This window comes from Methylobacterium sp. A49B, assembly GCF_053346215.1.
The window spans coordinates 427,883-452,666 of sequence record NZ_JBKFBO010000117.1 but is presented as its reverse complement, the minus strand read 5'-3'; the positions used below and the strand labels follow the sequence as shown (position 1 = coordinate 452,666).

Annotated in this window: 25 protein-coding genes; 14 read left to right on the top strand and 11 right to left on the bottom strand. The window is 71.3% G+C overall.

What is annotated here, in order from left to right; translation table 11 throughout:
- Positions 1-13 precede the first annotated feature (13 nt).
- Positions 14-1,159: a 3-dehydroquinate synthase gene (gene aroB, locus ACLBX9_RS23405; RefSeq protein WP_447720592.1), complete on the bottom strand. Its 1,146-nt coding sequence runs from the start codon at positions 1,157-1,159 to the stop codon at positions 14-16.
- An 18-nt stretch (positions 1,160-1,177) separates the two neighbouring features.
- A complete protein-coding gene (locus ACLBX9_RS23400) occupies positions 1,178-1,777 on the bottom strand; it encodes a shikimate kinase (RefSeq protein ID WP_010684023.1) in 600 nt (199 codons plus the stop codon).
- Positions 1,778-2,056: 279 nt separating this feature from the next.
- On the opposite strand from ACLBX9_RS23400, the gene ACLBX9_RS23395 reads away from it, so the two are divergent.
- The 3 genes from ACLBX9_RS23395 (at position 2,057) to ACLBX9_RS23385 (ending at position 3,799) form a co-directional block, all read left to right on the top strand.
- Positions 2,057-2,209 (top strand): hypothetical protein, encoded by a 153-nt coding sequence (locus ACLBX9_RS23395; RefSeq protein ID WP_010684024.1) that lies wholly within the window; start codon positions 2,057-2,059, stop codon positions 2,207-2,209.
- Positions 2,206-3,150 (top strand): site-specific tyrosine recombinase XerD, encoded by a 945-nt coding sequence (locus tag ACLBX9_RS23390; RefSeq protein ID WP_447720591.1) that lies wholly within the window; start codon positions 2,206-2,208, stop codon positions 3,148-3,150. Before ACLBX9_RS23395 ends, ACLBX9_RS23390 begins: the two co-directional genes overlap by 4 nt.
- 130 nt (positions 3,151-3,280) lie before the next feature.
- Positions 3,281-3,799: a MarR family winged helix-turn-helix transcriptional regulator gene (locus tag ACLBX9_RS23385; protein WP_010684026.1), complete on the top strand. Its 519-nt coding sequence runs from the start codon at positions 3,281-3,283 to the stop codon at positions 3,797-3,799.
- A 49-nt stretch (positions 3,800-3,848) separates the two neighbouring features.
- On the opposite strand, the gene ACLBX9_RS23380 is transcribed toward ACLBX9_RS23385, so the two are convergent.
- The gene (locus ACLBX9_RS23380) at positions 3,849-4,214 is read right to left on the bottom strand and encodes a c-type cytochrome (protein ID WP_158169194.1); all 366 of its coding nucleotides are present in this window, start codon (positions 4,212-4,214) and stop codon (positions 3,849-3,851) included.
- Between the two features lie 688 nt (positions 4,215-4,902).
- Here ACLBX9_RS23380 and ACLBX9_RS23375 point away from each other — a divergent pair.
- The 6 genes from ACLBX9_RS23375 (at position 4,903) to xseA (ending at position 10,545) form a co-directional block, all read left to right on the top strand.
- Positions 4,903-5,166 (top strand): hypothetical protein, encoded by a 264-nt coding sequence (locus ACLBX9_RS23375; RefSeq protein WP_010684028.1) that lies wholly within the window; start codon positions 4,903-4,905, stop codon positions 5,164-5,166.
- Between the two features lie 121 nt (positions 5,167-5,287).
- Positions 5,288-5,545 carry a DUF6894 family protein gene (locus tag ACLBX9_RS23370; RefSeq protein ID WP_010684029.1) on the top strand — a complete coding sequence of 86 codons (258 nt, stop codon included), beginning with the start codon at positions 5,288-5,290 and terminating at the stop codon, positions 5,543-5,545.
- A gap of 77 nt (positions 5,546-5,622) precedes the next feature.
- Positions 5,623-5,826: an Rmf/CrpP family protein gene (locus ACLBX9_RS23365; RefSeq protein WP_010684030.1), complete on the top strand. Its 204-nt coding sequence runs from the start codon at positions 5,623-5,625 to the stop codon at positions 5,824-5,826.
- The gene (locus ACLBX9_RS23360) at positions 5,826-7,145 is read left to right on the top strand and encodes an MFS transporter (RefSeq protein WP_447720590.1); all 1,320 of its coding nucleotides are present in this window, start codon (positions 5,826-5,828) and stop codon (positions 7,143-7,145) included. The genes ACLBX9_RS23365 and ACLBX9_RS23360 overlap by 1 nt, the downstream gene beginning before the upstream one ends.
- A gap of 170 nt (positions 7,146-7,315) precedes the next feature.
- Positions 7,316-8,788 (top strand): MDR family MFS transporter, encoded by a 1,473-nt coding sequence (locus tag ACLBX9_RS23355; RefSeq protein ID WP_447720589.1) that lies wholly within the window; start codon positions 7,316-7,318, stop codon positions 8,786-8,788.
- 74 nt (positions 8,789-8,862) lie between these two features.
- The gene (gene xseA / locus ACLBX9_RS23350) at positions 8,863-10,545 is read left to right on the top strand and encodes an exodeoxyribonuclease VII large subunit (RefSeq protein ID WP_447720588.1); all 1,683 of its coding nucleotides are present in this window, start codon (positions 8,863-8,865) and stop codon (positions 10,543-10,545) included.
- A 98-nt stretch (positions 10,546-10,643) separates the two neighbouring features.
- Here xseA and ACLBX9_RS23345 read toward each other — a convergent pair whose 3' ends face one another.
- Complete coding sequence (locus ACLBX9_RS23345; protein ID WP_447720587.1) at positions 10,644-11,396, bottom strand: GNAT family N-acetyltransferase; 753 nt, start codon at positions 11,394-11,396, stop codon at positions 10,644-10,646.
- A gap of 152 nt (positions 11,397-11,548) precedes the next feature.
- Here ACLBX9_RS23345 and ACLBX9_RS23340 point away from each other — a divergent pair, with 152 nt between their 5' ends.
- The 4 genes from ACLBX9_RS23340 (at position 11,549) to ACLBX9_RS23325 (ending at position 16,800) form a co-directional block, all read left to right on the top strand.
- Positions 11,549-12,973: an alpha/beta fold hydrolase gene (locus tag ACLBX9_RS23340; RefSeq protein WP_447720586.1), complete on the top strand. Its 1,425-nt coding sequence runs from the start codon at positions 11,549-11,551 to the stop codon at positions 12,971-12,973.
- Positions 12,970-14,517: a GMC family oxidoreductase gene (locus ACLBX9_RS23335; RefSeq protein WP_447720585.1), complete on the top strand. Its 1,548-nt coding sequence runs from the start codon at positions 12,970-12,972 to the stop codon at positions 14,515-14,517. The genes ACLBX9_RS23340 and ACLBX9_RS23335 overlap by 4 nt, the downstream gene beginning before the upstream one ends.
- A 198-nt stretch (positions 14,518-14,715) precedes the next feature.
- Entirely contained in the window at positions 14,716-15,684 is a 969-nt protein-coding gene (locus ACLBX9_RS23330) for an alpha/beta fold hydrolase (protein WP_447720639.1), read from the top strand.
- 60 nt (positions 15,685-15,744) lie between these two features.
- Positions 15,745-16,800 (top strand): DUF2891 domain-containing protein, encoded by a 1,056-nt coding sequence (locus tag ACLBX9_RS23325; RefSeq protein WP_447720584.1) that lies wholly within the window; start codon positions 15,745-15,747, stop codon positions 16,798-16,800.
- A gap of 43 nt (positions 16,801-16,843) precedes the next feature.
- Here ACLBX9_RS23325 and ACLBX9_RS23320 read toward each other — a convergent pair whose 3' ends face one another.
- Positions 16,844-17,560, bottom strand: a complete 717-nt coding sequence (locus ACLBX9_RS23320) for a GNAT family N-acetyltransferase (RefSeq protein WP_447720583.1) — start codon at positions 17,558-17,560, stop codon at positions 16,844-16,846.
- Positions 17,557-18,183 carry an FMN-binding negative transcriptional regulator gene (locus tag ACLBX9_RS23315; RefSeq protein WP_010684040.1) on the bottom strand — a complete coding sequence of 209 codons (627 nt, stop codon included), beginning with the start codon at positions 18,181-18,183 and terminating at the stop codon, positions 17,557-17,559. Before ACLBX9_RS23315 ends, ACLBX9_RS23320 begins: the two co-directional genes overlap by 4 nt.
- A gap of 125 nt (positions 18,184-18,308) precedes the next feature.
- On the opposite strand from ACLBX9_RS23315, the gene pdxR reads away from it, so the two are divergent.
- A complete protein-coding gene (gene pdxR, locus ACLBX9_RS23310) occupies positions 18,309-19,817 on the top strand; it encodes a MocR-like pyridoxine biosynthesis transcription factor PdxR (protein WP_447720582.1) in 1,509 nt (502 codons plus the stop codon).
- Here pdxR and ACLBX9_RS23305 read toward each other — a convergent pair.
- The 5 genes from ACLBX9_RS23305 to ACLBX9_RS23285 all read right to left on the bottom strand — a co-directional run bounded on the left by ACLBX9_RS23305 (position 19,792) and on the right by ACLBX9_RS23285 (position 24,782).
- Positions 19,792-20,079, bottom strand: coding sequence for a hypothetical protein (locus ACLBX9_RS23305; RefSeq protein ID WP_158169196.1), 288 nt, complete (start codon positions 20,077-20,079; stop codon positions 19,792-19,794). The genes pdxR and ACLBX9_RS23305 overlap by 26 nt on opposite strands.
- A gap of 333 nt (positions 20,080-20,412) precedes the next feature.
- Positions 20,413-21,672, bottom strand: coding sequence for a hypothetical protein (locus ACLBX9_RS23300; protein WP_447720581.1), 1,260 nt, complete (start codon positions 21,670-21,672; stop codon positions 20,413-20,415).
- An 88-nt stretch (positions 21,673-21,760) separates the two neighbouring features.
- Positions 21,761-22,786: an ABC transporter ATP-binding protein gene (locus ACLBX9_RS23295; RefSeq protein WP_010684044.1), complete on the bottom strand. Its 1,026-nt coding sequence runs from the start codon at positions 22,784-22,786 to the stop codon at positions 21,761-21,763.
- Between the two features lie 8 nt (positions 22,787-22,794).
- Positions 22,795-23,850 carry an ABC transporter ATP-binding protein gene (locus ACLBX9_RS23290; RefSeq protein WP_447720580.1) on the bottom strand — a complete coding sequence of 352 codons (1,056 nt, stop codon included), beginning with the start codon at positions 23,848-23,850 and terminating at the stop codon, positions 22,795-22,797.
- On the bottom strand, positions 23,847-24,782 hold the full coding sequence (locus ACLBX9_RS23285) for an ABC transporter permease (protein ID WP_010684046.1): 936 nt from the start codon (positions 24,780-24,782) through the stop codon (positions 23,847-23,849). Before ACLBX9_RS23285 ends, ACLBX9_RS23290 begins: the two co-directional genes overlap by 4 nt.
- Between the last annotated feature and the right edge of the window lie 2 nt (positions 24,783-24,784).

Here is a 24,784-nt window from a genome sequence, read left to right as displayed (position 1 = left end):
GCGCCGAACGGGCTCAGCCGCCGTGATCAGCTGCTAACTCGTCACGGAGGAACGCCGCCACCTCCGCCCGCTCCACACCCGGGGCGATGAAGCTCTGGCCAATCCCGCGGGCGAGGATGAAGGTGAGCACGCCGTCGCGGACCTTCTTGTCCTGAGCCATGGCGTCGAGGATCGCCTCGGCATCGCCGCATCCGCCCGGGACGGCCTGCAGGCGGGTCGGCAGACCGGCCAGCGCGAGGTGGTTGGCGACGCGGCCCGCATCCTGGCCGGCGCAGAGGCCGAGCCGGGCCGAGAACCGGAAGGCCAGCGCCATGCCGATCGCCACCCCTTCCCCGTGCACCAGCCGGCCGGCATCGTAGCCCGTCAGGCGCTCCAGGGCGTGACCGAACGTGTGGCCGAGATTCAGGAGGGCCCGCTCGCCGTCCTCCCGCTCGTCGCGGGTCACCACGGCGGCCTTCGCGCGGCAGCAGGCGGCCACCGCCTCGTCGCGTTCCGGGCCGCCGGAAAAGATCCCGCGCCAGTGCGCCTCGCACCAGTCGAAGAAGCCGCGATCGGCGATCAGCCCATATTTGGCGACCTCGGCGTAGCCTGCGCGCATCTCGCGTTCCGACAGGGTGTCGAGGGCCCCGGTATCAGCCAGGACCAGCCGCGGCTGGTGGAACGCGCCGATCAGGTTCTTGCCGAGCGGTGCGTTGATCCCGGTCTTTCCGCCCACCGAGGAATCGACCTGGGCCAGCAGGCTGGTCGGCACCTGTACGAAGCGCACGCCGCGCCGCAGGGTCGCCGCCGCGAAGCCGGCGAGATCGCCGACGACGCCGCCGCCCAGGGCCACGACGAGGTCGCCGCGCTCCACCTTGAGCGCCAGAAGGCCGTCGCAGACCTGCGCGTAACCCGCGTAGGATTTCGAGCCCTCCCCCGGCGCGACCGTCACGAGACCGGCATGAAGGCCGGCCCGCTCGAGGCTGTCCTGCAGGCGCCCGGCGTAGAGCGGCCCGACCGTTGCGTCGGTGACGATGGCGGCCCGGCGCGCACCCAGAGCGGCCACCGGCGCGCCGGCGGCGTCGATCAGGCCGCGTCCGATCCGGATGTCGTAGGCACGGCCGCCATCGAGCGGCACATGGACCGTCAGGAAATCCGCGTTGGTCTGGGGCTCGGTCACGGACAGGCTCGCTGGCTTCTACTGGGCGGCGACGGGAACGGGCGGCTCGCCGTTGAGATGGGCGTCGAGCGCCTCGAGCACGTCCTGGACGACGCGGTCGTGCGAGACCTCCCGGGAGATGACCATCACGTCGGCCGCGGCGTAGACCGGGTGACGCACGGCCATCAGGTCGCGCATCGTCGCCTCCGGATCCTCAGTCTGCAGCAGCGGGCGGTTCCCGCGCTTGCGCACCCGTCGCATCAGGACGTCGAGATCGGCCTTGAGCCAGACCGAGATCGCGGATTCCGCGATGCGCGCGCGGGTGGACTCGCGCAAGTAGGCGCCGCCGCCCGTGGCCAGCACCAGGGGCCCGGCCCGGAGCAGCCGCGCGATCACCCGCTCCTCTCCGTCCCGGAAGCTCGGCTCGCCGTAGATGGCGAAGATGTCGGGGATGGTCAGGCCGGCCGCGGCCTCGATCTCGAAGTCCGCATCCTTGAAGATCAGGCCCAGGCGGCTCGCGAGGCGGCGGCCGACCGTGCTCTTGCCTGCTCCCATGAGGCCGACGAGCACGATCGAGCGCAGGCCAAGCGCCCGGCGCAAGCGCGCCTCGATCGGTTCACCCGCCGCCTCCTCACTCATCGACCGCTGCACCGCATCCGTGTGGCGTTACCGCCCTCTTCCCATGTCCCGGCCGCCGAGCGTCGGGGCCGCACTCATCCTGCGGCAGGCTCTTAGCGCGATTCAAGCGACCAGCGAAACGTATCGCTGTTGCGTTGTGGGCCTTGTCAGCGCCTTCATCGCATGATCGAAACCGGGCACCCGGCGCTTCCGGGAGCAGGCCCCCGCTCATTCCGGTTGCCGCCCTGGTCCCCGCACCGGTCCCCGTGACCGCACCCGTCCGCCCGAGGTTCGACCCACGTGCCGACCCTGTTCCGTTTCTTCGCCACCCTCGCGATCCTGGCGGGCCTCGTCTTTGCCGCGATGTTCGCGCTGGCCAATTTCGTCCAGCCCACACCCCGGGAGATGACCGTGACCATCCCAGCCTCGAAGCTTCAGCCGGGCAATCGTTGACCGCGGTCCAAGGCAGCGACGAGGGCTCCCACGCGCCGTCCTCCGAGGTCGCCGACTATCTCGACATGCTGGCCGCGGAGCGCGGTGCCGGTCTCAACACCCTGTCCGCCTACAGGCGGGACCTCGACGATTATCTGGGCTTCCTCGCCCGGTCCGGGATCGACCTTCCGGAGGTGGATGCCGGGACGCTCCGGGCCTTCCTTGTCGATCTCGAGGCGCGGGGGCTGAAGGCGTCCTCGGCGGCGCGGCGGTTGTCCTGCGTGCGCGGCTTCCACAAGTTCCTATATGCCGAGGGGGTCGCCGAAGCCGATCCCAGCGTCGCCGTGTCGGGGCCGCGCCGGGGACGGTCCCTGCCGAAGATCCTGTCCGTCGCGGAGGTCGATCGCCTCCTCGGCGTCGCGCAGGCGGAGGCGTCCGCCGAACGGGCGCCCGGCGTGGCTCGCCGGGCGCGGCGGATGGTCTGCCTGCTCGAATTGCTCTACGCCACCGGCCTGCGCGTGTCCGAACTCGTCGCCCTGCCGCGCGCGGCGGGCGCGACCCGCGAGCGCTACCTGTTCATCAAGGGCAAGGGCGGCCGGGAGCGCCTCGTGCCGCTCACCGAGGCGGCGCGATCCGCCATGGCGGCTCACCTCGAAACGGTCCCTGAGGACTCCGCGTGGCTCTTTCCCGCCGACAGCGAGAGCGGGCATCTCACCCGGCAGGCCTTCGCCCGCGACCTCAAAGCCGTGGCGCTGCAGGCGGACCTGCGTCCGGACCGGATCAGCCCGCACGTGCTACGCCACGCCTTCGCCAGCCATCTCCTGCAGAACGGCGCCGATCTCCGGATCGTCCAGGAACTGCTCGGGCATGCCGACATCTCGACGACGCAGATCTACACGCACGTCCTCGATGAACGATTGAAGGCCATGGTACGGGATCTGCACCCGCTGATGGACGGTTGAGCGCCGCCGCCTACAGCGCGACGCCGTCCGTTATACCACCGCGCATTGTACAGGTGCTGCGAACTGCCTAAGAGTGAACTTTCGCCATACCGGTATGCGGATCCGCATTTACCAGAGAGAGACCACCCCTATGTCGAGTCCGACGGCTGCGCAGAGCGGCGCCGAGCCGAGCCAGACGGGGCAGGCTGCCGTCGATCAGGCCACCCGGCAGGAGCGGCAGCGCCTCGACAACCAGCTGTGCTTCGCCGTCTACGCCGCGGCCCACGCTTTCGGCCGCGCGTATCGCAATCTCCTCGGTCGCTACGAACTGACCTATCCACAATATCTCGTTCTGCTCGTGCTGTGGGAGCAGGACGGGCTGTCGGTGAAGGAGATCGGCACCCGCCTCTTCCTCGATTCCGGCACGCTGACCCCGCTGCTGAAGCGCCTGGAGGCCTCGGGACGGGTGCGGCGCGCGCGTGACAGGGTCGACGAGCGCCAAGTCAGCATCTTCCTGACACCGGACGGACTGAAGTTGCGCGACGTTCTGGCCTGCATCCCGGACGATGCCGGCGGACTGACCGGGCTCAGCCTCGAAGGCCGCAAGACCCTTCTTGACGATCTTGTGAACCTGCGGCGCGGCCTTCAGGACGGCCTGCTCGCCGATTAGGGACGGGGCGGCCCGTTGGCCGCCCCTCGAAACGCCGGAGCTGTCGACGTCAGGACTGCGTCTTGAGGTAGGCGATCACGTCGTTGATCTTCTTGTCGTCGGGGTAGCCCTGGAAGATCATCTTGGTGCCCGGGACCTTCGCCTTCGGGTTCTTCAGCCACTCGTGCAGGTTGGCCTCGTCCCAGGTGATCCCGGAATTCTTCAGCGCCGCGGAGTAGCTGTAGCCCTCGTAGGTGCCGGCCTTGCGGCCGACGACGCCCTTGAGATCCGGGCCGACACCATTCTTCTGGAAGTTGTGGCACGCCTTGCAGGGGGCGAACGCCTTCTCGCCGGCGGCCGCGTCTCCGGCCTCCTGGGCCTGCGCCGAAAGCGGGATCAGGACGGCGAGGACGGCGCCGAGAACGAGTGAACGCATGGATTTCCTCCTGTTGGCCGCCGCCGCGGCAGCGCTGGGGCAGAGCTTGCCTGCCTGGAACAGCTCTAAATAATCCGCCTACAGGGCGCAACGGCCGAGTTTTCGGCCGTCAATAGCCCAGTCTGCGGTCGCGGTGGTCGCGTCCCGCCGCCGCCTCCCTCAACTCGATGCGCCCGATTTGGCTCCCTGGAGCAGTTGGAAGCTGTGCCGGGGCACTCCGTCCGGCACCGCGCACCCTGAGCGCCCATGCCCGTTTGCCGGGAGACCCGAGCTTCTTTAGGCTCCTGCGGGCCGTGCGTGCGCGAGAACCCTCACTTCCGGATTGCCTGACGCGCCTCCTCGAGACGCCGCAGTGCGCGACCGGACCTGGACTGGAACCGGCCACGCCTCCGGCGGAGGCGCCCGATCGGCATTCGTCACATGCGGCACTGGAATCCGCAGTGCTGCGCGGCTTCGTCTACGGCGTCTCGGGTCTCGTCTGGCTCGGCGTGATGGCCTTGTTCATCCATCATTTCGGGCGCTGAGACGGCGGTCTTCCTGCGGCCAGGACGCTGTGGATATCGGTGGCCGGACCGGTCATCGATGCGATCGAAGACCCATTCTAAACCAAGTCAGGTATCGGTCCGTCCAAGATTGTGTGGAGTCGGTTCGAGCGGCGAAGCTCGGCTGCAGGGTCGGGAGAGCAGCGATGAGTCTGACCGGACGCTTCTGGTTTCGGAAAACCTGGACCGGGCGGCTGATCCTCCTCGTGGAGGAGGAGCGTCCGCGCTGGTTCGGCCGCGGCAACGCGAAGCCGCGCTGGCGCAACGCCAAATTGCTCGACTTCGCCGAGCCGGAACTCAGGCCGCTGATGATGATGGAGAAGCACCATCGCGCTGGCGGCGCCTCCGCGCAGGTCCGGACTCTTCGTCCCGTGCCGGCTGCGCCCGAGGCCCGCGCCGCCAACGGCTGAACACCGCACCGCGCGATCCGGCATGGGGATGGCGCGGGACAGGGTGCTGCGCCGGCCGTTCGCGATTACCACCTGGGGGAGGCCGCCCGCCGTCGCGGACATCCCAACGGGGCCGAACGCCATGCCGCGCTATTTCTTCCACACCCAGATCGGCGAGGATCTCATCACCGACCCCGCCGGCATCGAACTCCGCGATCCGGATGAGGCTTGGGAGAAGGCCCGCGCCACGATCCGCGCCGCCCTGCGCACGCCCGAGGATCAGGCCCGCCTGATGACGGCGTGCTTGGTTGTCACCGATGCCGCGGACGAGGTGGTGCTGGAGTTTCCGTTCAGCGAGGCCGTCTCGCTGCCGTCGCCGGGAGATCCGACGCTGAATTGAGGGCGGCCATCCGATCCGTTGCGCCCTACATCGCGGCGGACATGATGGCGACGCGACGGATCAGGAGCCGCGGCAGGATGGAGTCACCCCCCAACGACCTCGACGCGCGCGCGCTCGGCAAGGCCGCGCCCGGCAAGGGTCTGGCCCGCGAGGCCTGTCCATACGCGGAGGGCACGGAGGCGCGCGTGCTCTGGCTGTCCGGCTACGACGAGGCCGTGTCGGCCGGGGCCGATCCCGTGACCGGCGGAATCGCCAAGCATCCGGCGGGCCCTGAGCGCTGATGGACGCGCGGATCGGAGCCCCCCCCGGCGCGGAAGCCCACCCTCCCCTCGACCGGAAGGCGGTCGGCGCGGTCGTGCTCGGCAACGCACTCGAATTCTACGACTTCACGGTCTACGCCTTCTTCGCCAAGCCGATCGGCGAGGCCTTCTTCCCGGCCAACGACCCGACCCATAGCCTCCTGGCGTCGCTGGCCCTTTTCGGCATCGGCTACGTGATGCGCCCGATCGGCGGCGTGCTGATCGGGGCCTTCGCGGACCGGGCGGGGCGCAAGCCCGCGATGCTGATCACCATCGCGCTGATGGCGCTCGGCATGCTCATGCTGGCGGCCTGCCCGCCCTATGCGGCGATTGGCGGCTGGGCGCAGGTCATCGTCATCGCGGGACGCCTCGTCCAGGGCCTCGCGCTGGGCGGCGAGGTCGGCCCGTCCACGGCGTACCTGCTGGAGGCCGCGCCGCCGGACCGGCGCGGCTTCGTCACGAGCTGGCAGATCGCCAGCCAGGGCTGTGCCGCTCTGTTCGCCGGGATCATCGCGACATGCCTGGCCCTAGCGGTCGGCGACCAGGCCATGAGCCAGTGGGGCTGGCGCCTGATGTTCGCGCTCGGCCTGTGCGTCGTGCCGGTCGGGCTCGTCATCCGCAGCCATCTGCCGGAGACGGCCGGGGCCGACGAGGATCCGCATGCGGCGGCCTCGACCCTGGCGGTGGTCGGCCGGCTCCTGCGGGATCACGGACGCCTTCTGGGCCTGACCTTCCTGGTCATCGCCGCCTCGACGGTCTCCAACGCGGTCGGAACTAACATGCCGGTCTTCGCCGGCGCGACGCTGGGCCTGAGCGAGACGGCTGCTACGGCGGTGCCGATCGCGCTCGGGCTTGCCTCGGTGGTGTTTCCCCTGCTGGGCGGCTGGCTGGCCGATCGCGTCGGCCGGCGCCCGGTCATGATCTGGCCCCGCGCGCTGATCCTGATCCTGGCCGTGCCGGCATTCGCCTGGGTGGTGCGGGCGCCGAGCGCCGCGAGCGTCTACGCGGTCACCTTCCTGCTCTCCGCCCTGTCGTCGATCAACGCCGCAGCGGTGATCGTCGGCATTCCGGAGGCGCTTCCGCGGGCGGTGCGAAGCGCCGGCCTGTCGATCGTCTACGCGGTCTCGGTCTCGGTCTTCGGCGGCAGCACCAACTACATGGTCAACTGGCTCATCGCCGCGACCGGGGACCGGCTGGCGCCGGCCTATTACCTCGCCGCCTTCAGCCTGATCGGAACGGTGGCGGCAATCTTCCTGCCCGAGACGCGCGGGCGCGATCTCGACGCCGACGCGGAAGCCTGACTGTCCCGCGCGGAATGCATGCGTCAGGCGCATTGCGCGCCAGAATGCATGCATGCGCCGCGAGGCTGTGCCTCAGACGATGTGCGTTCCCGCACTGCGCTCGTTCCGGTCGCATGAGGACCCCCGTCGCGTCGCTAGGTGGCCGTCCAGGGCCGCCCTAGACCGTCGTCATGCATACACCCCCTGAGACGCGCCGCCCGCTGGTCCTCGCCGCGGTGATGGCGGTGATGTTCATGATCGCCATCGAGGCGACGATCGTCTCGACGGCCATGCCGCAGATCGCCGGCCAGCTCGGCGACCTCCACCTCTACGCCTGGGTGTTCGCGTCCTTCCTGTTGACGCAGACGGCCACCACGGTGGTGTTCGGCAAGCTGTCCGACTTGTACGGACGCCGCCCGGTGCTGCTCTTCGGCATCGCGGTGTTCCTGGCGGGCTCCCTCCTGTGCGGCGTCGCGTGGTCGATGCCGTCTCTGATCCTGTTCCGCCTCGTACAGGGGGTCGGCGCCGGGGCCATCCAGCCGGTGAGCCTCACCGTCGTCGGCGACCTGTACGCGGCGCGCGAGCGCGGCCGGATTCAGGGCTATCTCGCGAGCGTCTGGGGGATCTCGTCGGTGGCCGGTCCTCTCGTCGGCGGCCTGATCATCGGCCATCTCAGCTGGCCGTGGATCTTCTGGATCAACCTGCCCATCGGCGTGATCGCGGCCGGGCTGTTCCTGCGCTACCTGCACGAGGGCGTCGCGCGCCGCAGCCGACAGATCGACACGATCGGGGCGGCCCTGTTCACCGCCGCCATCGCGGCCCTCATGATGGCACTGACGGAGGCTGGCGAATCCGTGGCCGCGGCCCTGTGGCCGGCCGTCGGCTTCGTCGTGGCCGCGATCCTGTTCATCGTGCAAGAGCGCCGCGCCGCGGACCCGATGCTCGACGTGCGCCTGTGGATGCAGCGCCCCATCGCCACCGCCAACACCGCGACGCTGCTCTCTGGCATGACGGTGATCGGGCTCACGGCGTTCCTGCCGATGTACGTGCAGGGCGTGCTGCGGCAATCGCCGCTCGTGGCCGGCCTGACGCTGACCCTCATGGTGCTGGGCTGGCCGATCGGCGCCACCACGGCCGCGCGCAGCTTCGTGCGCTTCGGCCTGCGGGCGATCCTGCTGGTCGGCGCGAGCCTGCTGCCGCTCGGCGCGGTCGCCTTCGTGATCCTCGGCTCGGAAACCTCGCCGGTCGTGGCGGCAGGGGGCTCGATCGTGATGGGGCTCGGCATGGGCTTCCTGTCGACCGCCGCCATCGTGATCATCCAGGACAGCGTCGCCTGGGCCCAGCGCGGGGCGGCCACCGCCTCCAACATCTTCTCGCGCAACCTCGGCTCGACACTCGGCGCGACCGTCCTTGGCGCGGTGCTGAACTACAGGCTCGCGCACCCGACGACCGGCCCGGTGGTCGATGCCGATCAGCTCCGGCGCCTGCTCGACGATCCGGCGAGCCTCGGCGGCGGCGGCGACGCGATCCGCGACGGGCTGCAGCACGCGCTGCACGGCACGTTCTGGACGGTCTTCGCGGTGGCGGTGCTGACCCTGCTCCTGTCGCTCCTCGTGCCCCGAGTGGCGATCTCGGACGGGCCGCGGGAACTGGCGGTGGAGTAGGCGGCTCCTGCAGCCAACACCTCACCGCCCGCCATCCCTTTGACTGTCCCGCCGGAGCCCCCTAGCGTCCGGCCATGCCCCTCGTTCCGCCCCCGCGCCCCGCAGCCCAGCCAGCGGCGGATGTCCCGCCGACCAGCGTGCTCACCGCCAACCAGCCGGAATGGACGGTCGGCGAGCTGGCGGGCGCCCTGAAGCGCACCCTCGAAGATGCGTTCGGCCACGTGCGGCTGCGCGGCGAGATCTCGGGCTATCGGGGGCAGCACGGTTCCGGCCACGCCTACTTCTCCCTCAAGGATGGGCAGGCGCGCATCGACGCCGTGGTCTGGAAGGGCGTGTTCGGACGTCTGCGCCAGCGGCCCCAGGAGGGGCTTGAGGTCATCGCCACCGGGCGGATCACCACCTTCGCGGGCAAATCCTCGTACCAGATCGTGGTCGAGAGCCTGGAGCCGGCAGGCCTCGGCGCCTGGATGGCCCTGCTGGAGGAGCGCAAGAAGCAGCTCGCCGCCGAGGGCTTGTTCGCCCCCGAGCACAAGCGCGCGATTCCCTACCTGCCGCGGGTCGTGGGCGTCGTCACCTCGCCCACCGGCGCGGTGATCCGCGACATCCTCCACCGGCTGGAGGACCGGTTTCCCCGCCCGGTCCTGGTCTGGCCGGTGCGGGTACAGGGCGATGGCGCCGCCGAGGAGGTGGCCGCCGCGATCCGGGGCTTCAACGCGCTTCCGCCCGGCGGTCCGATGCCGCGCCCCGATGTCCTGATCGTGGCTCGCGGCGGCGGCTCGATCGAGGATCTCTGGGCCTTCAATGAGGAATGCGTGGTCCGCGCGGCGTTCGAGAGCGCGATCCCGCTGATCTCCGCGGTCGGGCACGAGACCGATACGACACTGATCGATTACGTCTCCGACCGCCGCGCCCCGACCCCGACCGGAGCCGCCGAGATGGCCGTGCCGGTCCGCGTCGACCTCATCGCCACCGTGGCCGACCTGTCGGCGCGCGGAACCGGCGCGGTCGGACGTAGGATCGAGCGTGACCGGGCGGACCTGCGCGCCCTCGGTCGCGCCCTGCCAGGCGCCGATGCCCTGCTGGCGGCCAAGCGCCAGCGGCTCGACCTCGCCGAGGCGCGCCTCTCGCCGGCGCTGGCGGCGGGGGCCAGCCGGCACCGGGCGCGGCTCCAGCTCCTCCTCGACCGGATGGCCCGGCGCTCGCCGGACGTGGCGCTGGCCAATGCCCGCGCGCGGCTGGCGCGGATCGACCACCGGCCGCTGCACGCCCTGCGCAACGACGTCCAGCGCAAAGGCGAGACCCTGGTCCAGCTCGGGCGTCGCCTCGTCGTCGCCCGGGAGGCGAGCCTGGAGCGGGCGCGGGCGCTGCAGGCGCGCCGCACCGACCGCCTCCTCGCTCTGTCTGAGCGCCTTGCCCAGGCGGCCTCCCGCGGCCTCGAGCGGCGCCGCGACCGTCTGGACGGCCTGGCCAGCCTGCTGGGCTCGCTCAGCTACCATGCCGTTCTGGAACGCGGCTACGTGCTGGTGCGCGACGCCGCGGGGCTGCCGGTCCGGCGCGCCGCGGATGCGGCCGCTGCCGAACGCCTCAGCCTGCAATTCGCCGACGGGACCGTCGAAGCCTTGCCCCAGGGATCGACCGACCCGGCACCCTCGGCGCGACAAGCCCGGCGCAGCGGTGCCGGCGCGCCATCAGCGCCCGGCAGGCGGAGCGCCGCGGCGACCGGGTCGGCGCGGCAGGGCTCGCTGTTCGACGCCTGATCCCCGTCCCGGACCATGCCTGCGCCGCCGACTTCGCGAGCACGGCGAAGCAATCCGGGCCGCGGCGTCCATCAGACAGAGACCGCATTCGGCGGCACTCAGCCCGGCATCGGCCCGACCCGGTAGTGATAACGATACAATTCCTGCTCGAAGCCGAGCGCGCTGTAGAGCGCCCGGGCGGGTGTATTCGCCGCAACGACCTGCAGGCAGGCGGCCCTGGCGCCCTCCCTCCGTCCCCAGTGCAGCAGCGCGGCCACGGCGCGCCGGGCATGGCCGCGGCCTTGCAGAGGCTCGGGCGTCGCGACCGATTCGAGCACCAGCAGATCGCGGTCGAGCACGCCGAACGCGATGGCCGCGATCCCGGCTCGGGTCTGTACCGCCGCGAAGGCGCGCGGCAGGACGAGGGCTGCGACCGTCTCGCGGAACACCTGCGCGGCCTCGGTGTCGGCCCGGTTCACCGCGTCCCAGAGCGTCAGCCAATCGGCCCCGGGCAACGCAGCGACCGTCACCGACGGGTCGGTGTCGGCCGGCAGATCATCGAGGGTGCGGTAGAGGGTGCAGGTCTCGTCCACGACGGCGTAGTCGGATCGCGCGAGAAGCGGCTCCATCTGCGACGCGATGGCCGGCACCCGGACGATCAGCCTCTGGCCGAGACGCGCATAGACCGCGTGGGCCGCCGCGAGGGCCGGCTCGGGCGCCCCGCTTCCGCGTAAGGGGTTTACGGAATTCTGGCGCTTCGAGCGCCCCCCGGCGGCGCGCAGAAGGTAGCCGTGGACCAAGAGCTGGCGCGGGCTCGGCCACGCGTTGAGGCAGGCCTCCTCCACCCGCCAGGCCTGTTCGAGATCCGACATCGACACACACTCCCGGCCGCCTGATCGCATGCTCCAAAGGCCGGGCCAATCCGCCGCGCCGGGCCAACTCGCCAAGACTTCGGCCACCAAGACTTCGGCCATGCGGCGTCGCGTACGCTTGAAGCAGTGTGGGGCCGCGCGATGTCTCCGCGATGTCTGAACCTGAAGTCCTGTTCTGCCTGCACTTCCTGGGCGGCAGCGCCCGAAGTTGGGATCGTCTTGCAGGCGCCCTCGACGGCAAGCCGACATGCATCCCGGTCGACCTGCCCGGCTTCGGCGCGTCGGCGGCGACGCCCGGTTATTCCGTCGCCGCGATGGCCGATGCCGTCACCGACGCGATTCGCGCGCGGGCGCCTGAACGTTTCGGCCTCGCCGGACACAGCATGGGCGCCAAGGTCGCGCTGGCACTGGCGCGCCGCGCCGAGGACGGGGAGCCGAGTCTGGCCGGCCTCTCTGACCTCATCCTGATCTCCGGTTCGCCACCGAGCCCCGAGCCGATCCCGGAGGATCGGCGCGACAGGATGCTCGCGTGGATCGACGGGGATGGCGAGACGCGGCGCCGCGAGGCGCGCGCCTTCGTGCGGGAGAATGTCGGGGTGCGGCTGGATCCGGATCTTGAGGACCGCGCGGTGGCGGATGTCCTGCGAGCCGAGCCGGCGGCCTGGAAGGCTTGGCTCGAAGCAGGTGCCCGCGAGGATTGGTGTCGCCGCATCGGCGTTCTGCGCACGCCCGCGCTGATCCTGGCGGGATCCGAGGACGCCGACCTGGGGGCCGATGCGCAGCAGGCCCTGATGGCGCCGCACCTCGCCCATCATCGCCGGGTCACGGTCGACGGCGTCGGCCACCTCCTGCCGCTGGAGCGGCCCGAGATCCTGGCTGACCAGATTCGCGCGCATATCGTCGACCGGCCCCGCGTTCCGGTTCGGACCGGCCCCGCGGTTCCGCCGGCCTACGCGGCCCTGATCGCTTCCGAGCGGGTGAACGGCCGCCTGCGCGATGCCCTCGACGCGCGCGCCGCGCCGGACGACCCGGACTACCAGCCGGACGCCGTCGATCCCGTGGAACTCGCGATCCTCCGCGCCGCCCTCTGCCGGGTCATGCCGGTGCCGCACCTGGATCTGGCCGCCCGCCTCGACCGGCGGCTGGCCGCGGGAGGCGGCGACGGGTGGCGCTTTCTGGCGCTGCCGCCGGACCCGGACGCCTACCGGGCGGCCCTGCGCACCCTGGATGCCGCGGCCCGGGCCGCGCATGACCGACCCTTCGTGGTCCTGGACGGCCGAGATCAAGACGCGCTGCTGACCCTCTGCGCGCGCGCGGACCTCGCGGTCCCGGACGCCCTCGGGGGCCGGCTCGACGCCGACCGGATGCGGTTCTGGTTCGAGGATCTGCGCGCCGACGCGGTCCGGCTCTGGCTTAGCCATCCGGCGGCGCTGGCGCGGATCGGCTTCTCGGGGATCGGGGCGGGCGGTGACCGGGCCGGGGAGATCGCCGACGGCCTGCCGGGCTTCCACGAAGTCGGGCTCGACGCGCCGGAGGCCTGGGAGCCTCGGGCGCTCCACACGGAGGCGGCGCGATGAACCTCGCGGGGATGCGGACCTACCGCGGGGACGAGGCCGTCGATGCCGTGATCGTGGGAACCGGCGCGGGCGGCGCGCCCCTCCTCGCCCGTCTCGCCGCGGCCGGACTGAAGGTCGTGGCCCTGGAGGCGGGGCCGAACTTCACGCCGGAGCGCTTCGCCTTCGATGAGACGCTGGCGGACGAGATCTACTGGACCGAGGAGCGCCTGAGCGGCGGCTCGACGCCGGAGGCCTTCGGGGCAAACAACAGCGGTACCGGCGTCGGCGGCTCTACGCTGCACTGGGGCGCCTTCGTGCCCCGGGCCGATGCCCGCGACCTGCGTCTCCACACGGAGACCGGCGAGGGGGTGGACTGGCCCCTCACCTACGACGAGCTGCGCCCGTTCTACGAGCGTGTCGAGCGCTTCCTCGGCGTCTCCGGGGCGCAGGCTTATCCCTGGGATGCCGACCGGCGCTACCCCCTCCCCCCCGTGCCCCGCAACGGCCCCGCGCGGCTCATGGCGCAGGCCTGCGATGCGCGCGGCATCCGCTGGGCCGACGCGCCGGCCGCAGTGGTGTCGCGGGATTTCCAGTCCGAGGACGGTCCGCGGCGCAACGCCTGCATCAATTGCGGCTACTGTCACCAGGGCTGCCGCAACGGTGCCAAGGCCAGCATGGACGTCACCTACCTGCCCCTCGCGGTGGCCCGCGGTGCGGAGATCCGGCCGGAGGCGTTCGTCCACGGCCTCGAGCGCGGAGCCGACGGGCGGATCACCGGGGTCGTCTACCGGCAGGGTGGAGAGGACCGGCGCCAGCGCTGCGGCGCGGTGTTCCTCTGCGCCGGAGCCGTGGAGACGCCACGCCTGCTGCTGCATCTCGGGCTCGCCAACTCGAGCGATCAGGTCGGCCGCAACTACATGGGCCACGTAGCCACCCAGGTCTGGGGTACGTTCCCGCACGAGGTGCGGATGAACCGGGGCTACCCCTCGTCGCTGATCACGGAGGATTTCATACGCCCCGGCGCCGACTTTGCCGGCGGCTACCTGATCCAGAGCCTCGGCGTGGTGCCGGTGACCTTCGGCAATTCAGCGGCGCGCGGGCGCGGCCTGTGGGGACAGCCGCTCCTCGACTACCTCGACCGCTACAATCGCCTGGCGGGCATCGGCATCAACGGCGAGACGCTGCCCTGCGACGCGAACGTGCTGACCCTGTCGGACGAGCGGGACGCGCGCGGAATGCGCAAGGCGCAGATCAGCTTCGGCTACGGCACCAACGAGAACCGGCTCAACGCGCACGCCACGGCGGTGATGCGGGGTCTCTGGGAGGAGGCCGGGGCTGAGGACATCTGGGTGCTGGAACGTGTCGCCCACACGATCGGGACCTGCCGCATGGGGCGTGACGGATCGACCGCCGTGGTCGATCCCGTGGGCCGCAGCTTCGACATCGACAACCTGTGGATCTGCGACGGCTCGACCTTCCCGAGTTCGCTCGCCGCGAATCCGGCGCTCACGATCATGGCGCTGAGCCTGCGCAGCGCGGAGGCGTTCCTGGCGGCGGAACCGTGAGGGAAGGCTGAGTTTCCCGGCCGGCCGGCGGCGGGAACCGAAGTGGCGACCCGCCGTATCGGTGCGGGCGCCGGCGTCTGCGCCACGGTCACGATCGACCCCAGCGAAGGAGGCTCGGCAGCGGGCAAGCGCGCGCGGTGTCGCATCCGGCGCACCGCCCCTATCTGGGTCGTTGGAGATCGATGTGGGAGATCGATGATGCCGACACAGGCCATCCTCGCCGCCGCAACCGCCTTGACGCTCGCGCAAGGGTCGCCGAAGCCGCTTCCCTCCGTCTCGGCGACGACGACCTATCATCGAGCCGATGTGAACGGCGTCGGCATCTTCTATCGCGAGGCCGGTCCGCGTGACGCGCCCACCATCCTGCTGCTGCACGGCTATCCGTCATCGTCGCGACAGTGGGACCCGCTGCTGCCACTGCTTGCCGACCGCTATCACCTGATCGCCCCGGACTACCCGGGCTTCGGTCAAAGCGACGCCCCGCCGCCCGGGCAGTACACCTACACCTTCGACGCCCTCGCCTCGACCGTCGAGGCGCTGGTCGCGCAGCTCGGCATCGAGCGGTACACCCTCTTCATGCAGGATTACGGTGGCCCGGTCGGCTTCCGCATGGCGCTGGCGCATCCCGAGCGGGTGACCGCGCTGATCGTGCAGAACGCCAACGCCTACTCGGAGGGCCTGGGTGCCAAGTGGCGCGGCATCGCCGACTACTGGGCCGATCCGGCCGCCCATCCCGAGCAGGTCGATGCCTTCACCTCCCTCGAAGCGGCCAAGCAGCGCCACCTTGGCACCAGCCCCGACATTGAGCGGTACAACCCGGACACCTGGGCGGACGAGTACGCCATCCTGGCGCGACCGGGCCGGCGGGAGATCCAGGCGGCACTTCTCTACGACTATCGCACGAACGTCGCGTCCTACCCGGCCTGGCAGGCCTGGATGCGGGACCATCCACTGCCGACGCTCGTGCTGTGGGGACGCCACGACCCCTCCTTCATCGTGCCGGGCGCGGAAGCGTACCTCCGCGACATGCCGAAAGCCGAGCTCCACATCCTCGACGCCGGGCACTTCGCGCTGGATGAGGCAACGGACCAGATCGCCAGCCTGACGCGCGACTTCCTGGGCCGCCACGTGGGATCGCAGAAGCCTTCGTCGGCGCCGGGACCATAGGAGGCCGGATCATCAGCAGGGCCCCTGCGGTGTCGCGGCGCCGCGCTCGCGAGAGCGGCGATGCTGACGTCATCGGCAGAGTATGGTCTGGAACCGCACAAGGAGGCTCCGTTGCGTCACCCCTTGACCACCGAGGCCGCGAGCCGCTTCGCCGCCGTCACGCTCGGGCATGTCACGCAGGAATATCCGAACAAGCTGGATCATGTGCTCGCAGGGCCGGAGGATGCGCGCACGCCGTCCGCACTGCATCCGGTCTTCTATGGCAGCTACGATTGGCACTCCTGCGTGCACGGCTACTGGCTCCTGGCCCGCGTGCTCCGGCGCTTTCCGGCGGGTGCGCAGGCGGCCGCGATCCACGCCCTGTTCGACCGGCAGCTGACACCCGACACGATCGACGGAGAATGCCGCTACCTCGCTGCACCCACCGCCCGGGGGTTCGAGCGTCCCTACGGATGGGCTTGGCTCCTGAAGCTCGCCGACGAGCTGTCGTATCTCCCGGAGACGCGCTGGTCGCGTGCGCTCGCACCGCTCGCCCAGCTGTTCGCGCAGCGCGTCCGCGACTTCCTGCCCCTCGCCCGCTATCCGGTGCGGGTCGGGACCCACTTCAACACCGCCTTCGGGCTCCGGATGGCCTTCGACTATGCTGAGGGCGCGCATGACGCGGTCCTGGCCAAGCTCATGGTCGACACGGCCGAGGCTTGGTACGGCGGAGATGGCGATTGTCCGGCCTGGGGCGAGCCGAGCGGCGACGATTTCCTGTCCTCGACTCTGATCGAGGCCGAGTGCATGCGGCGCCTCCTGCCGGCCGGGCGATTCCTGCCCTGGTTCGATCGCTACCTGCCGCGCCTCGCGTCTCGCCAGCCCGCCACCCTGTTCGAGCCGGCGATCGTGAGCGATCGCAGCGACGGTAAGATCGCCCATCTCGACGGGCTGAACCTCAGCCGGGCATGGTGCTTCCGTGCCCTGGCGGGCGTCTTGCCGGCGACCGATCCCCGCCGATCCGCGATGCTGGCGGCGGCCGAGATCCATCTGGAGACCAGCCTCCCGCACCTGACGGCCCACTACATGGGCTCGCACTGGCTCGCCAGCTTCGCGGTGCTCGCGACGGACCCGTAACGCACGATCCTCCGGAAGACCTTTCTCCAGCGGACTCCCGCCGTCACCGTGCCGCCTCGCGCATCTCCGCGAGCCCGCGCCGCTGCCGACCCTCGGCGTCGAAGTTCGACGGGTCGAGCCAGGCCGTGAAGCCGGCGCGCACCCGCGGCCATTCGGCGTCCGTGATCGAGAACCACGCCGTGTCGCGGGAGCGGCCCTTCACCACGACGGCATTGCGGAAGATGCCTTCGAACGTGAACCCCAGGCGCAGGGCCGCCGCCCGGGACGGGGCGTTGAGACTATCGCATTTCCACTCGTAGCGCCGGTAGCCCAGCTCGTCGAAGGCGCGGGCCATCATCAGCGCCATCGCCTCCGTGGCGGCCGGCGCGCGTTGCAGCCGCGGCCCGAAATGCAGGTGGCCGACCTCGATCACGCCGTTGCCGGGATCGATCCGGAGATAGGAGGCGATCCCGAGGGCGTCGCCGCTGACGCGGTCCAGGATCGTGTGGAACAGCGGGTCCTGGCTCGCCTGCTGGGCTTCGAGGCGCGTCCGGTAGGCCGCCGCGCTCTCCGGCATGTCGTCGCCGAGATAGGTCCAGCCGCGCGTGTCGGCCGCGGCTTTGTAGGTCGCGAACAGGGCGTCCGCCTGCGCCTCCGCGTCGAGCGGCACCAGCCGGCAGAGGCGTCCCTCCATCGGTGTCCGGGGCGGGCGCGGACGGGGCGTCCAGTCCGGCAGGGCGGGACCGATCGGCTGTCCGAAAGTATTGAGACGCGTGCTCATGCGTTGCTCCGTTCGGCCACCAGCCCGGCGAGGTCCGACGCGCCCTCGGCGCGGAAACCCGCGATGACCCCGTGCCGGTCGGCCTCGGGCCTGTTCTGGCTCATCTTCCACTTCCCTTCGATGCGGGTGATCGGGATCTCGACGCCGACGAGCGCCCGCAACTGCCCGGCGACGAACGGCTCCGGCGCGTCCGAGACCGCCCAGGGCTCGGCGCGGGAGCCCTCGCGCAGGGCGGTGAGGTCGGCCACCTGCCGCCCCAGCCAGGCCGGGTCGTCGATCACCCGCGGCCGGCCCCAGGCGTGGACCGTGGCGTAGTTCCAGGTCGGCACGACCCGGCCGTGCTCGCGCTTGCTCGCGTACCAGCCCGGCGTCACGTAGCCCTGCGGGCCCTGGAACACGATCAGGCATTCCGCGACCGCCGCGAGTTCCTGCCCCTGCGGGTTGGCGCGGGCGAGATGGGCTCGCAAGGTCCCGTGCGGACCGGCCTCGTCGAGCAGGAACGGGATCGGGTTCGCGAGCAGCCCAGCCGGCCCGGCCGTGACCAGGAGGCCGAGCGGATGGGCACGGATGAGCGCGTGCTGCGCGGCCCGGGACCCCTCGCGGAAATGCGGTGGCTGGTACATGGAGGCGGGTCTCGAAACGGCACTCGGAACGACTTTGGGCGGCGTCACCGCGAGAAGCCGATTGACCTATCGGCGGACCAGGAGAAAGGTCCAGTTTCCGAAACTCGACTGGACCGCTTCGTCCCATGGCCCGGGCGATCCCGCCCCTCTCCCTCAGCCTCGACGCCGCCTCACCCCTGCCACTCCACGCGCAGCTCCGCGAGGCGCTGCGCGCCGCGATCCTCGACCGTCGGCTGCCGCGCGGCGCCCGGATCCCCGTCTCCCGCGTTCTGGCCTCCGATCTCGGCTGCGCCCGCGGCACGGTGGTACTCGCCCTGGAGCAGCTCACCGCGGAGGGCTACCTCACGGCGCGGCCCGGCGCCTCGACCCGCGTGGCGGCGACGCTTCCGGACGACAGCGTGCCGGCCTCGGTGCGGGCCGAGGCGCCCGCTCAGGCGCCGCTGCCGAACCTGTCGCGGCGCGGCGCCCGCCTCGTCGGCGCCGCGCAGCGGCGTTTCATGGCGGAGCCCGGCGCCGCCGACGCATTCGCGCTCGGCCGGCCGGCGCTGGACGCCTTCCCGTACGCAGTCTACGCGCGCCTGCTCCAGGCCGAATGGCGCCACGGTCCGGCGGAGCGGCCCGATACGCGCGGATCGCCCGCGCTCCGGGGCGCCATCGCCGCCTATCTTGGGCAGGCCCGGGGCGTCGCCTGCACGGCGGAGGACGTGATCGTCACGGCGGGCATCCGTCAGAGTCTCCGGCTGATCGCGGAGCTGCTCCTCGATCCCGGCGAGACCGCCCTCGTCGAGGAGCCGGGTTTTCCGGGGATCGCCCAGGCCCTCGCGCAGGCCGGGCTGCGGCCGGTTCCGGTGCCGATCGGTCCCGGTGGCCTCTCGGCCAGCCGGGCCGCGTCCCTGGCGCCCGGGGCGCGGCTCGCCGTGGTCACGCCGGCCCAGCACTACCCCCTCGGTTATGCCATGAGCCTCAAGAACCGGCTCGATCTCCTGAACTGGGCCGAGGCAGCGTCCGGCTGGATCGTCGAGGACGATTACGACGGCGCCTATCGGTACGCCGGGCGTCCCCTGGCGCCGTTGCGGGCTCTCGATCGCCGCGGACGGGTGATCTACGTCGGCAGCTTCTCCAAGCTCCTCCTGCCCGCCATGGGCCTCAGCTACCTCGTCCTGCCGCCGGGCCTCCTGGGACCGGTGAGCCAAGCCCTCTCCGGAACAGGCCCGCCGCCCCCGGTGATCGGTCAATTCGCCCTCGCCCGCTTCATCGAGGAGGGACATCTCGCCGGCCATCTGCGCCGCACGCGACGGCTCTACGCCCTGCGACAGGCCGCGCTGGTCGAGGCGGCCGGCCGCGGCGCCGCGGATGTCGTGACGATCGCCCCGATGGAGGGTGGGATGCACCTCATCGCCCGGCCCGGACCGGCTTGGCCCGCGACGCTCACCGACGCGGCCGCCGCGACCGCGCTGGCGCGGGCCGGCCTCTCCGCCGTCGCCCTCTCGACCTATTATGCCGGATCGTCGGCGCCGGGCCTGCTCCTCGGCTACGCCGCGGTGCCGGAGCGCGCCATGGATCCGGCGGTGCGGCGCATGGCGGAGACGCTGCGTGAGGCCGGTTCGATCAGTCCCGCTGCGGCGCCAGCGTGACGATCGTCGGGCGTGTGGCGCGCAGTTCGAGGCTGCGCAGGTAGGACGTCCCGACGGTGATCCCCTCGTCCGGCGCGACGCGCACCACCCGCGTCCCGTCGATTCGAAGGCTGAACGCGCCGTCACCGCTCACGTGCAGCTGCGGCGCGGCGCGGACCGGCGCGAGCGACACGGCGGTCCAGGCCGGCCCGACCGCGATCCGCAACGGTGTTGGTGCGCCCGTCTGCCGCTCGGGTGCGAGGGTCGCGAGCGCTGCCACCATCAGGGCCGCCAGAACGGCCTGGCGTAGACGCAGGCTCCAGCGCGAGGGTGAGGTCTTCCGCGCCGCCGGATGCGGTGTCGTTTGCTTGCGCGCGCCCGGTTGCGGCCGGTCCGGCGTGGCGGGTCCGCTCGGGGATGGCGTCGGGACAGGATCGGTCGGCGTGGCACGGTCGCGGCTGACGACCCGTGGCACGGCAGGCGACGCAGGTGGCCGGGGATCATCCTGCCGGGATCCGCAGAACGGGCAGAACGGAACCGAGACGAAATGCCCGCGGCCGCAGGCCCCGCACTGGTACTCCGGCAGTGTCGGCTCCGCGATCACGGGGTGCGCCAATCAGCGGGCGATCTCGCCGGTCTCCGCGAACCGGGCCAGACGCAGGACGAGCGGCCTCACCATCACCCGGTCGAGCTGCGCGAGGAGCCCACGTCGCGCGTGCGCGACGTTGGCCTCCGCCTGCTCCCGCGCCCGGCGCTGCCAGCCGGCGCGGTCGCCCCGGCAGGCGGACCACGCCCGCTCGATGGAGCGGAACACCTGCGGCAGGCGCTCCGCCGGGTCGGCGATCAGGTCGTAATAGTGATCGATCAGGTTGCCGAAGGTTTCAAAGCCCAGTTCCGAGAGCCGGGCCACCGCCCGCGGGGCGCCGACCATCACGAAGGGCAGCCCGGCCGCCGCGGCCTTCAGCGACTTCTCGGTCACACGCTCGACGCCGAGCTCGAAGAAGTCCGTCTCCGAGATCACCGTCAGGTCGCACGCCGCGTAGGCCCCGGTATCCAGGGTCATCACCATATCGGTGCCCTGGTCGGCGTCGATCCGCCGGGCTTGGCGCGGAATCCAGTCGCCGACACCGGCGAGGAGCGGCGCGAAGGCGGCCGCGATCTCCGGCGGCGCGTGAAACACATTGATGCCGCCCGCCTTCGGGTTGTCGGCCCCGATCCCGTGGAAGGAGATCAGTCCTTCGCGGTCAAGGCCGTTGAGCTGGAACCACCGGTAGAGCAGCACCCGGTGCCAGCGCAGGGCGGCGTTCTGGCACAGGAAGCGAGCGGGTCCGGTTGCGCGCGCGAGGGGCGCGTACCCGGCGCGGTCGACGGGGTGTTGCGGGAACAGGCGCGGCCCTGCTTCCGCGTCGAGCCACAGGGCGACTTGAAGCGGGAAGAACTCGAAGGACCAGAAGCGCAGACCCTCGCCGTAGAGCCGCTCGTAGTCCAGCCGCAGCACCGGGTTCTGCGAGACCAGGATGACCCGCGCGCGCGGGATCCCGAGCCCGTCGAGGTTGCGGTGGAGCGCCTCGAAGGTCGGCCCGTGAAGGCCCGGCCCTTCGTTCGACAGGTCGAGCAGGAGCGCCGCCCGCCCGTCACGCAGGTTCTCGGCGTCCCCGGGCCGCAGCAGATCGAGGCGCCCGTTCGCCTCCGGGAAGCCCAGACGGACGAAATCGAGCACCGGCAGGCAGAGGACGTGGTTCGCCCCGCCCGGGTCCGCCGTCACGGTGACCGGCTTCCCCATCCAGCACAGGGCCGCGGGCAGGAAGTGGCCGGCGTCGCCTCGGGGGACGAGCAGGATCTCCGAGGGGACCTGCCCGGAAAGGACTTGGCTCATCGTGATGCCCGGGCGGCCGTTTCGGCGGCGGCCCTCCGCCGCGGAACCGCGCGAAGCCGGATAACGGCTCCGCGCGGAGGCGTCGAGATCAGGCGGGGACCGGCTCGGCGGCGCGCACCGGGGTCGGGCCGGCGCGGTAGGCATCCGCCGCCTCCGCGGTCCGCCAGCAGGCGACGCGATGGCCGGTGGCGATCTCGGCGACCGGCGGCATCTCCCGGCGGCAGCGATCCTCGGCCAGGAAGCAGCGCGGCGCGAAGGGGCAGCCCGGGGGCCGATTGGCGAGGTCGGGTGGGCTGCCCGGGATGGTCTCGAGCCGGGAGCCCTTGGCGAGCGCCCCTTCCGCGCGGCTGCGCAGGAGGCCGATCGTGTAGGGGTGATGCGGGTTCAGAACGACCTGATGCGCCGTGCCGGTCTCCACGATCTTGCCCGCGTACATCACGGCGATCCGGTCGGCGACCTCCACCGCCGCCCCGAGATCGTGCGTGACGATGATGATCGACAGGCCGAGGTCGCGCTGCAACTCGCGCAGGAGCAGCAGCACCTGGATCTGCACCGTGGCGTCCAGCGCCGTGGTCGGCTCGTCGGCGAGCAGCACCTGCGGCCGGCAGGCGAGCGCCAGCGCGATCATGGCCCGCTGGCGCATGCCGCCCGACATCTCGTGCGGATAGTTGTCGAGCCGCCGCTCCGGGCTCGGGATCCGAACCCGCTCGAACAACGCGAGGGCGCGCTTGCGGGCCTCGTCCTTCGAGATCCTCTCGTGGCGCAGGATCGCCTCGGTGATCTGCCGGCCGACCGTGTAGACCGGATCGAAGGCCAGAAGCGGCTCCTGGAAGATCATCGAGACGTCGCCGCCGCGGAAATCGGCGAGCTGGCGCTTGGTCAGCGCCTGCACGTCCATGCCGGCGGCCCGGATGCCGCCCTCGATTCGGCTGCGGCCCTCGGGAAACAGGCGCAGGATCGCCCGCAGGGTCACGCTCTTGCCGGAGCCTGATTCGCCGATGAGCGCGAGCGCCTGACCGCGCTCAAGGGTCAGGTCGACGCCGTCGACGACCTGCACCTTGCCGAAGGCGACGCGCAGGTCCTTCAACGCGACCGCGGGTTCTGAACCGGACATCGGGTTGCTCATGCTGCCAGCGCGCCCGCGGGGGCCGCTGAGTGGCCCGAGCCGGGCTGCCGGGCGAGGCAGGCGACGCGGTGCAGCGGCCGGACTGTGTCGAGTGGTGGCTCCTTTTCACCGCAGACGCCCTCCGCGAGGGCGCAGCGGGGATGGAAGCGACAGCCCGGCGGTGGGTCGATCGGGTTCGGCGGGTCGCCCGCCAGCAAGGCGGCCTGGGTGCGGTTGTCGGGGTCGAGCGATGGCATCGAGGCGAGCAGCGCCTCAGTGTAGGGATGGGCCGGCGCCTCGAGCACCGTGTCGGACGGGCCGATCTCGGAGACCCGGCCGAGATACATCACCATCACCCGGTCGGAGATGAAGCGCACGACGTTCAGGTCGTGGCTGATGAAGATGTAGGTCAGGCCGAACTCGGCCTTGAGGTCGAGGAGCAGGTTCAGCACCTGCGCCTCCACCGACTTGTCCAGCGCCGAGACCGCCTCGTCGAGGAGCACGAGCCGCGGCTCCAGGGCGAGGGACCGGGCGATGTTGACCCGCTGGCGCTGGCCTCCGGAGATCTCGTGCGGGTAGCGGCCGGCGAAGCGCTTCGGCTCCAGGCCGACCCGGGCGAGCAGGGCGCGGGCGCGCTCCACGGCTTCGCGGCCGGGCACGCCGTTCACCTTCGGGCCGAAGGCGATCGACTGCTCGACGGTCATGCGCGGGTTGAGCGAGGCGTAGCTGTCCTGGAACACCATCTGGACCTGACGGCGGTAGGACCGCCAGGGCATGGCGCGCTCGCCGACCGCCTGCCCATCGTACAGCATCGTGCCGGCATCGCGCTCGATCAGGCCCATCAGCAGCTTGGCGGTCGTGGACTTGCCGCAACCGGACTCGCCGACGATGCCCAGCGTCTCGCCCTTCAGGACGTCGAAGTCGACGCCGTCGACGGCGCGGACCACCTGCTTCTTGCCCCCGGCCTTGCGGACCGGGAAGTGCTTGATCAGGCCCGACACCGACAGGAGCGGCTGGGCTGGTCCGCCACGGTCGCGGGCGAACGGATCGAGGGCGTCCGGGATGACGCTCACTGGCGAATCTCCATGGCAGCCCGGAGGCCGTCCGAGAACAGGTTGAAGGCGATCGAGACGATGAAGATGCAGACCCCCGGCAGCGCGGCGACGACCGGGTTCACGTAGATCGCGGTGCGCAGGGTGTTGAGCATCAGGCCCCATTCGGGCTCCGGCGGGCGCACGCCGAGGCCGAGGAAGGAGAGGCCGGACGCCAGGATCATCGAGACCGAGATCAGGCTGGTCGCGTAGACGAAGATCGGCCCGACGACGTTGCCGAGCACCTGTACGCGCATGATCGTCAGGGCCGAGGCCCCCGAGAGCTTGGCGGCGTCGATGTAGTCGCGCTTGCGGATGCCGGTAGTGACGCTTTCGGCCACCCGGGCGATCTGGGGCACGAACACGCAGGTCAGCGAGACGATCGAGTTGAAGATGCCGGCGCCGAGCGCGCCGGACAGCGCGATCGCCAGCAGCACGGACGGGAAGGCGAAGAACACGTCGATGGTGCGCATCAGGATCGTGTTGGTCCAGCCGCCGACATAGCCCGCCAGGATCCCGATGCCGGAGCCGATCACGAAGGCGATCAGCACCGGCGTGACGCCGATGAACAGCGACAGCCGCGAGCCCAGCATCAGCCGGCTGATCATGTCGCGCCCGAGCTCGTCCGAGCCCAGCCAGTAGGTGGCGTCGCCGACATGCTTGAGCCGGCGCAGCATCGAGCCCTTGTAGGGATCCATCGGGGTGATCCAGGGCGACAGGATCGCGATCAGCACGACGATCAGGATCACGGCGCCCGCGCTCATCGCGACGGGATCGCGCACGAGGCGGTGGCCGACATGGCCCCAGAAGCCACGCGATGGGACGAAGGCGGCCTCGGGACCGTGGGCGACGTCCTCGGCGGCAAGCACGCCACCGTCGAGGGCGATGGACGCGGCGGTGACGGGAGCGGTCATGG

Coding starts and splice junctions, on each gene's coding strand:
- ACLBX9_RS23400 (WP_010684023.1), bottom strand. CDS start 1,777: ATGAGTGAGGAGGCGGCGGGTGAACCGATCGAGGCGCGCTTGCGCCGG.
- ACLBX9_RS23385 (WP_010684026.1), top strand. CDS start 3,281: ATGTCGAGTCCGACGGCTGCGCAGAGCGGCGCCGAGCCGAGCCAGACG.
- ACLBX9_RS23380 (WP_158169194.1), bottom strand. CDS start 4,214: ATGCGTTCACTCGTTCTCGGCGCCGTCCTCGCCGTCCTGATCCCGCTT.
- ACLBX9_RS23375 (WP_010684028.1), top strand. CDS start 4,903: ATGAGTCTGACCGGACGCTTCTGGTTTCGGAAAACCTGGACCGGGCGG.
- ACLBX9_RS23370 (WP_010684029.1), top strand. CDS start 5,288: ATGCCGCGCTATTTCTTCCACACCCAGATCGGCGAGGATCTCATCACC.
- ACLBX9_RS23365 (WP_010684030.1), top strand. CDS start 5,623: ATGGAGTCACCCCCCAACGACCTCGACGCGCGCGCGCTCGGCAAGGCC.
- ACLBX9_RS23360 (WP_447720590.1), top strand. CDS start 5,826: ATGGACGCGCGGATCGGAGCCCCCCCCGGCGCGGAAGCCCACCCTCCC.
- ACLBX9_RS23355 (WP_447720589.1), top strand. CDS start 7,316: ATGCATACACCCCCTGAGACGCGCCGCCCGCTGGTCCTCGCCGCGGTG.
- xseA (WP_447720588.1), top strand. CDS start 8,863: ATGCCCCTCGTTCCGCCCCCGCGCCCCGCAGCCCAGCCAGCGGCGGAT.
- ACLBX9_RS23345 (WP_447720587.1), bottom strand. CDS start 11,396: ATGTCGGATCTCGAACAGGCCTGGCGGGTGGAGGAGGCCTGCCTCAAC.
- ACLBX9_RS23340 (WP_447720586.1), top strand. CDS start 11,549: ATGTCTGAACCTGAAGTCCTGTTCTGCCTGCACTTCCTGGGCGGCAGC.
- ACLBX9_RS23335 (WP_447720585.1), top strand. CDS start 12,970: ATGAACCTCGCGGGGATGCGGACCTACCGCGGGGACGAGGCCGTCGAT.
- ACLBX9_RS23330 (WP_447720639.1), top strand. CDS start 14,716: ATGCCGACACAGGCCATCCTCGCCGCCGCAACCGCCTTGACGCTCGCG.
- ACLBX9_RS23325 (WP_447720584.1), top strand. CDS start 15,745: ATGCTGACGTCATCGGCAGAGTATGGTCTGGAACCGCACAAGGAGGCT.
- ACLBX9_RS23320 (WP_447720583.1), bottom strand. CDS start 17,560: ATGAGCACGCGTCTCAATACTTTCGGACAGCCGATCGGTCCCGCCCTG.
- ACLBX9_RS23315 (WP_010684040.1), bottom strand. CDS start 18,183: ATGTACCAGCCACCGCATTTCCGCGAGGGGTCCCGGGCCGCGCAGCAC.
- pdxR (WP_447720582.1), top strand. CDS start 18,309: ATGGCCCGGGCGATCCCGCCCCTCTCCCTCAGCCTCGACGCCGCCTCA.
- ACLBX9_RS23305 (WP_158169196.1), bottom strand. CDS start 20,079: ATGGTGGCAGCGCTCGCGACCCTCGCACCCGAGCGGCAGACGGGCGCA.
- ACLBX9_RS23300 (WP_447720581.1), bottom strand. CDS start 21,672: ATGAGCCAAGTCCTTTCCGGGCAGGTCCCCTCGGAGATCCTGCTCGTC.
- ACLBX9_RS23295 (WP_010684044.1), bottom strand. CDS start 22,786: ATGTCCGGTTCAGAACCCGCGGTCGCGTTGAAGGACCTGCGCGTCGCC.
- ACLBX9_RS23285 (WP_010684046.1), bottom strand. CDS start 24,782: ATGACCGCTCCCGTCACCGCCGCGTCCATCGCCCTCGACGGTGGCGTG.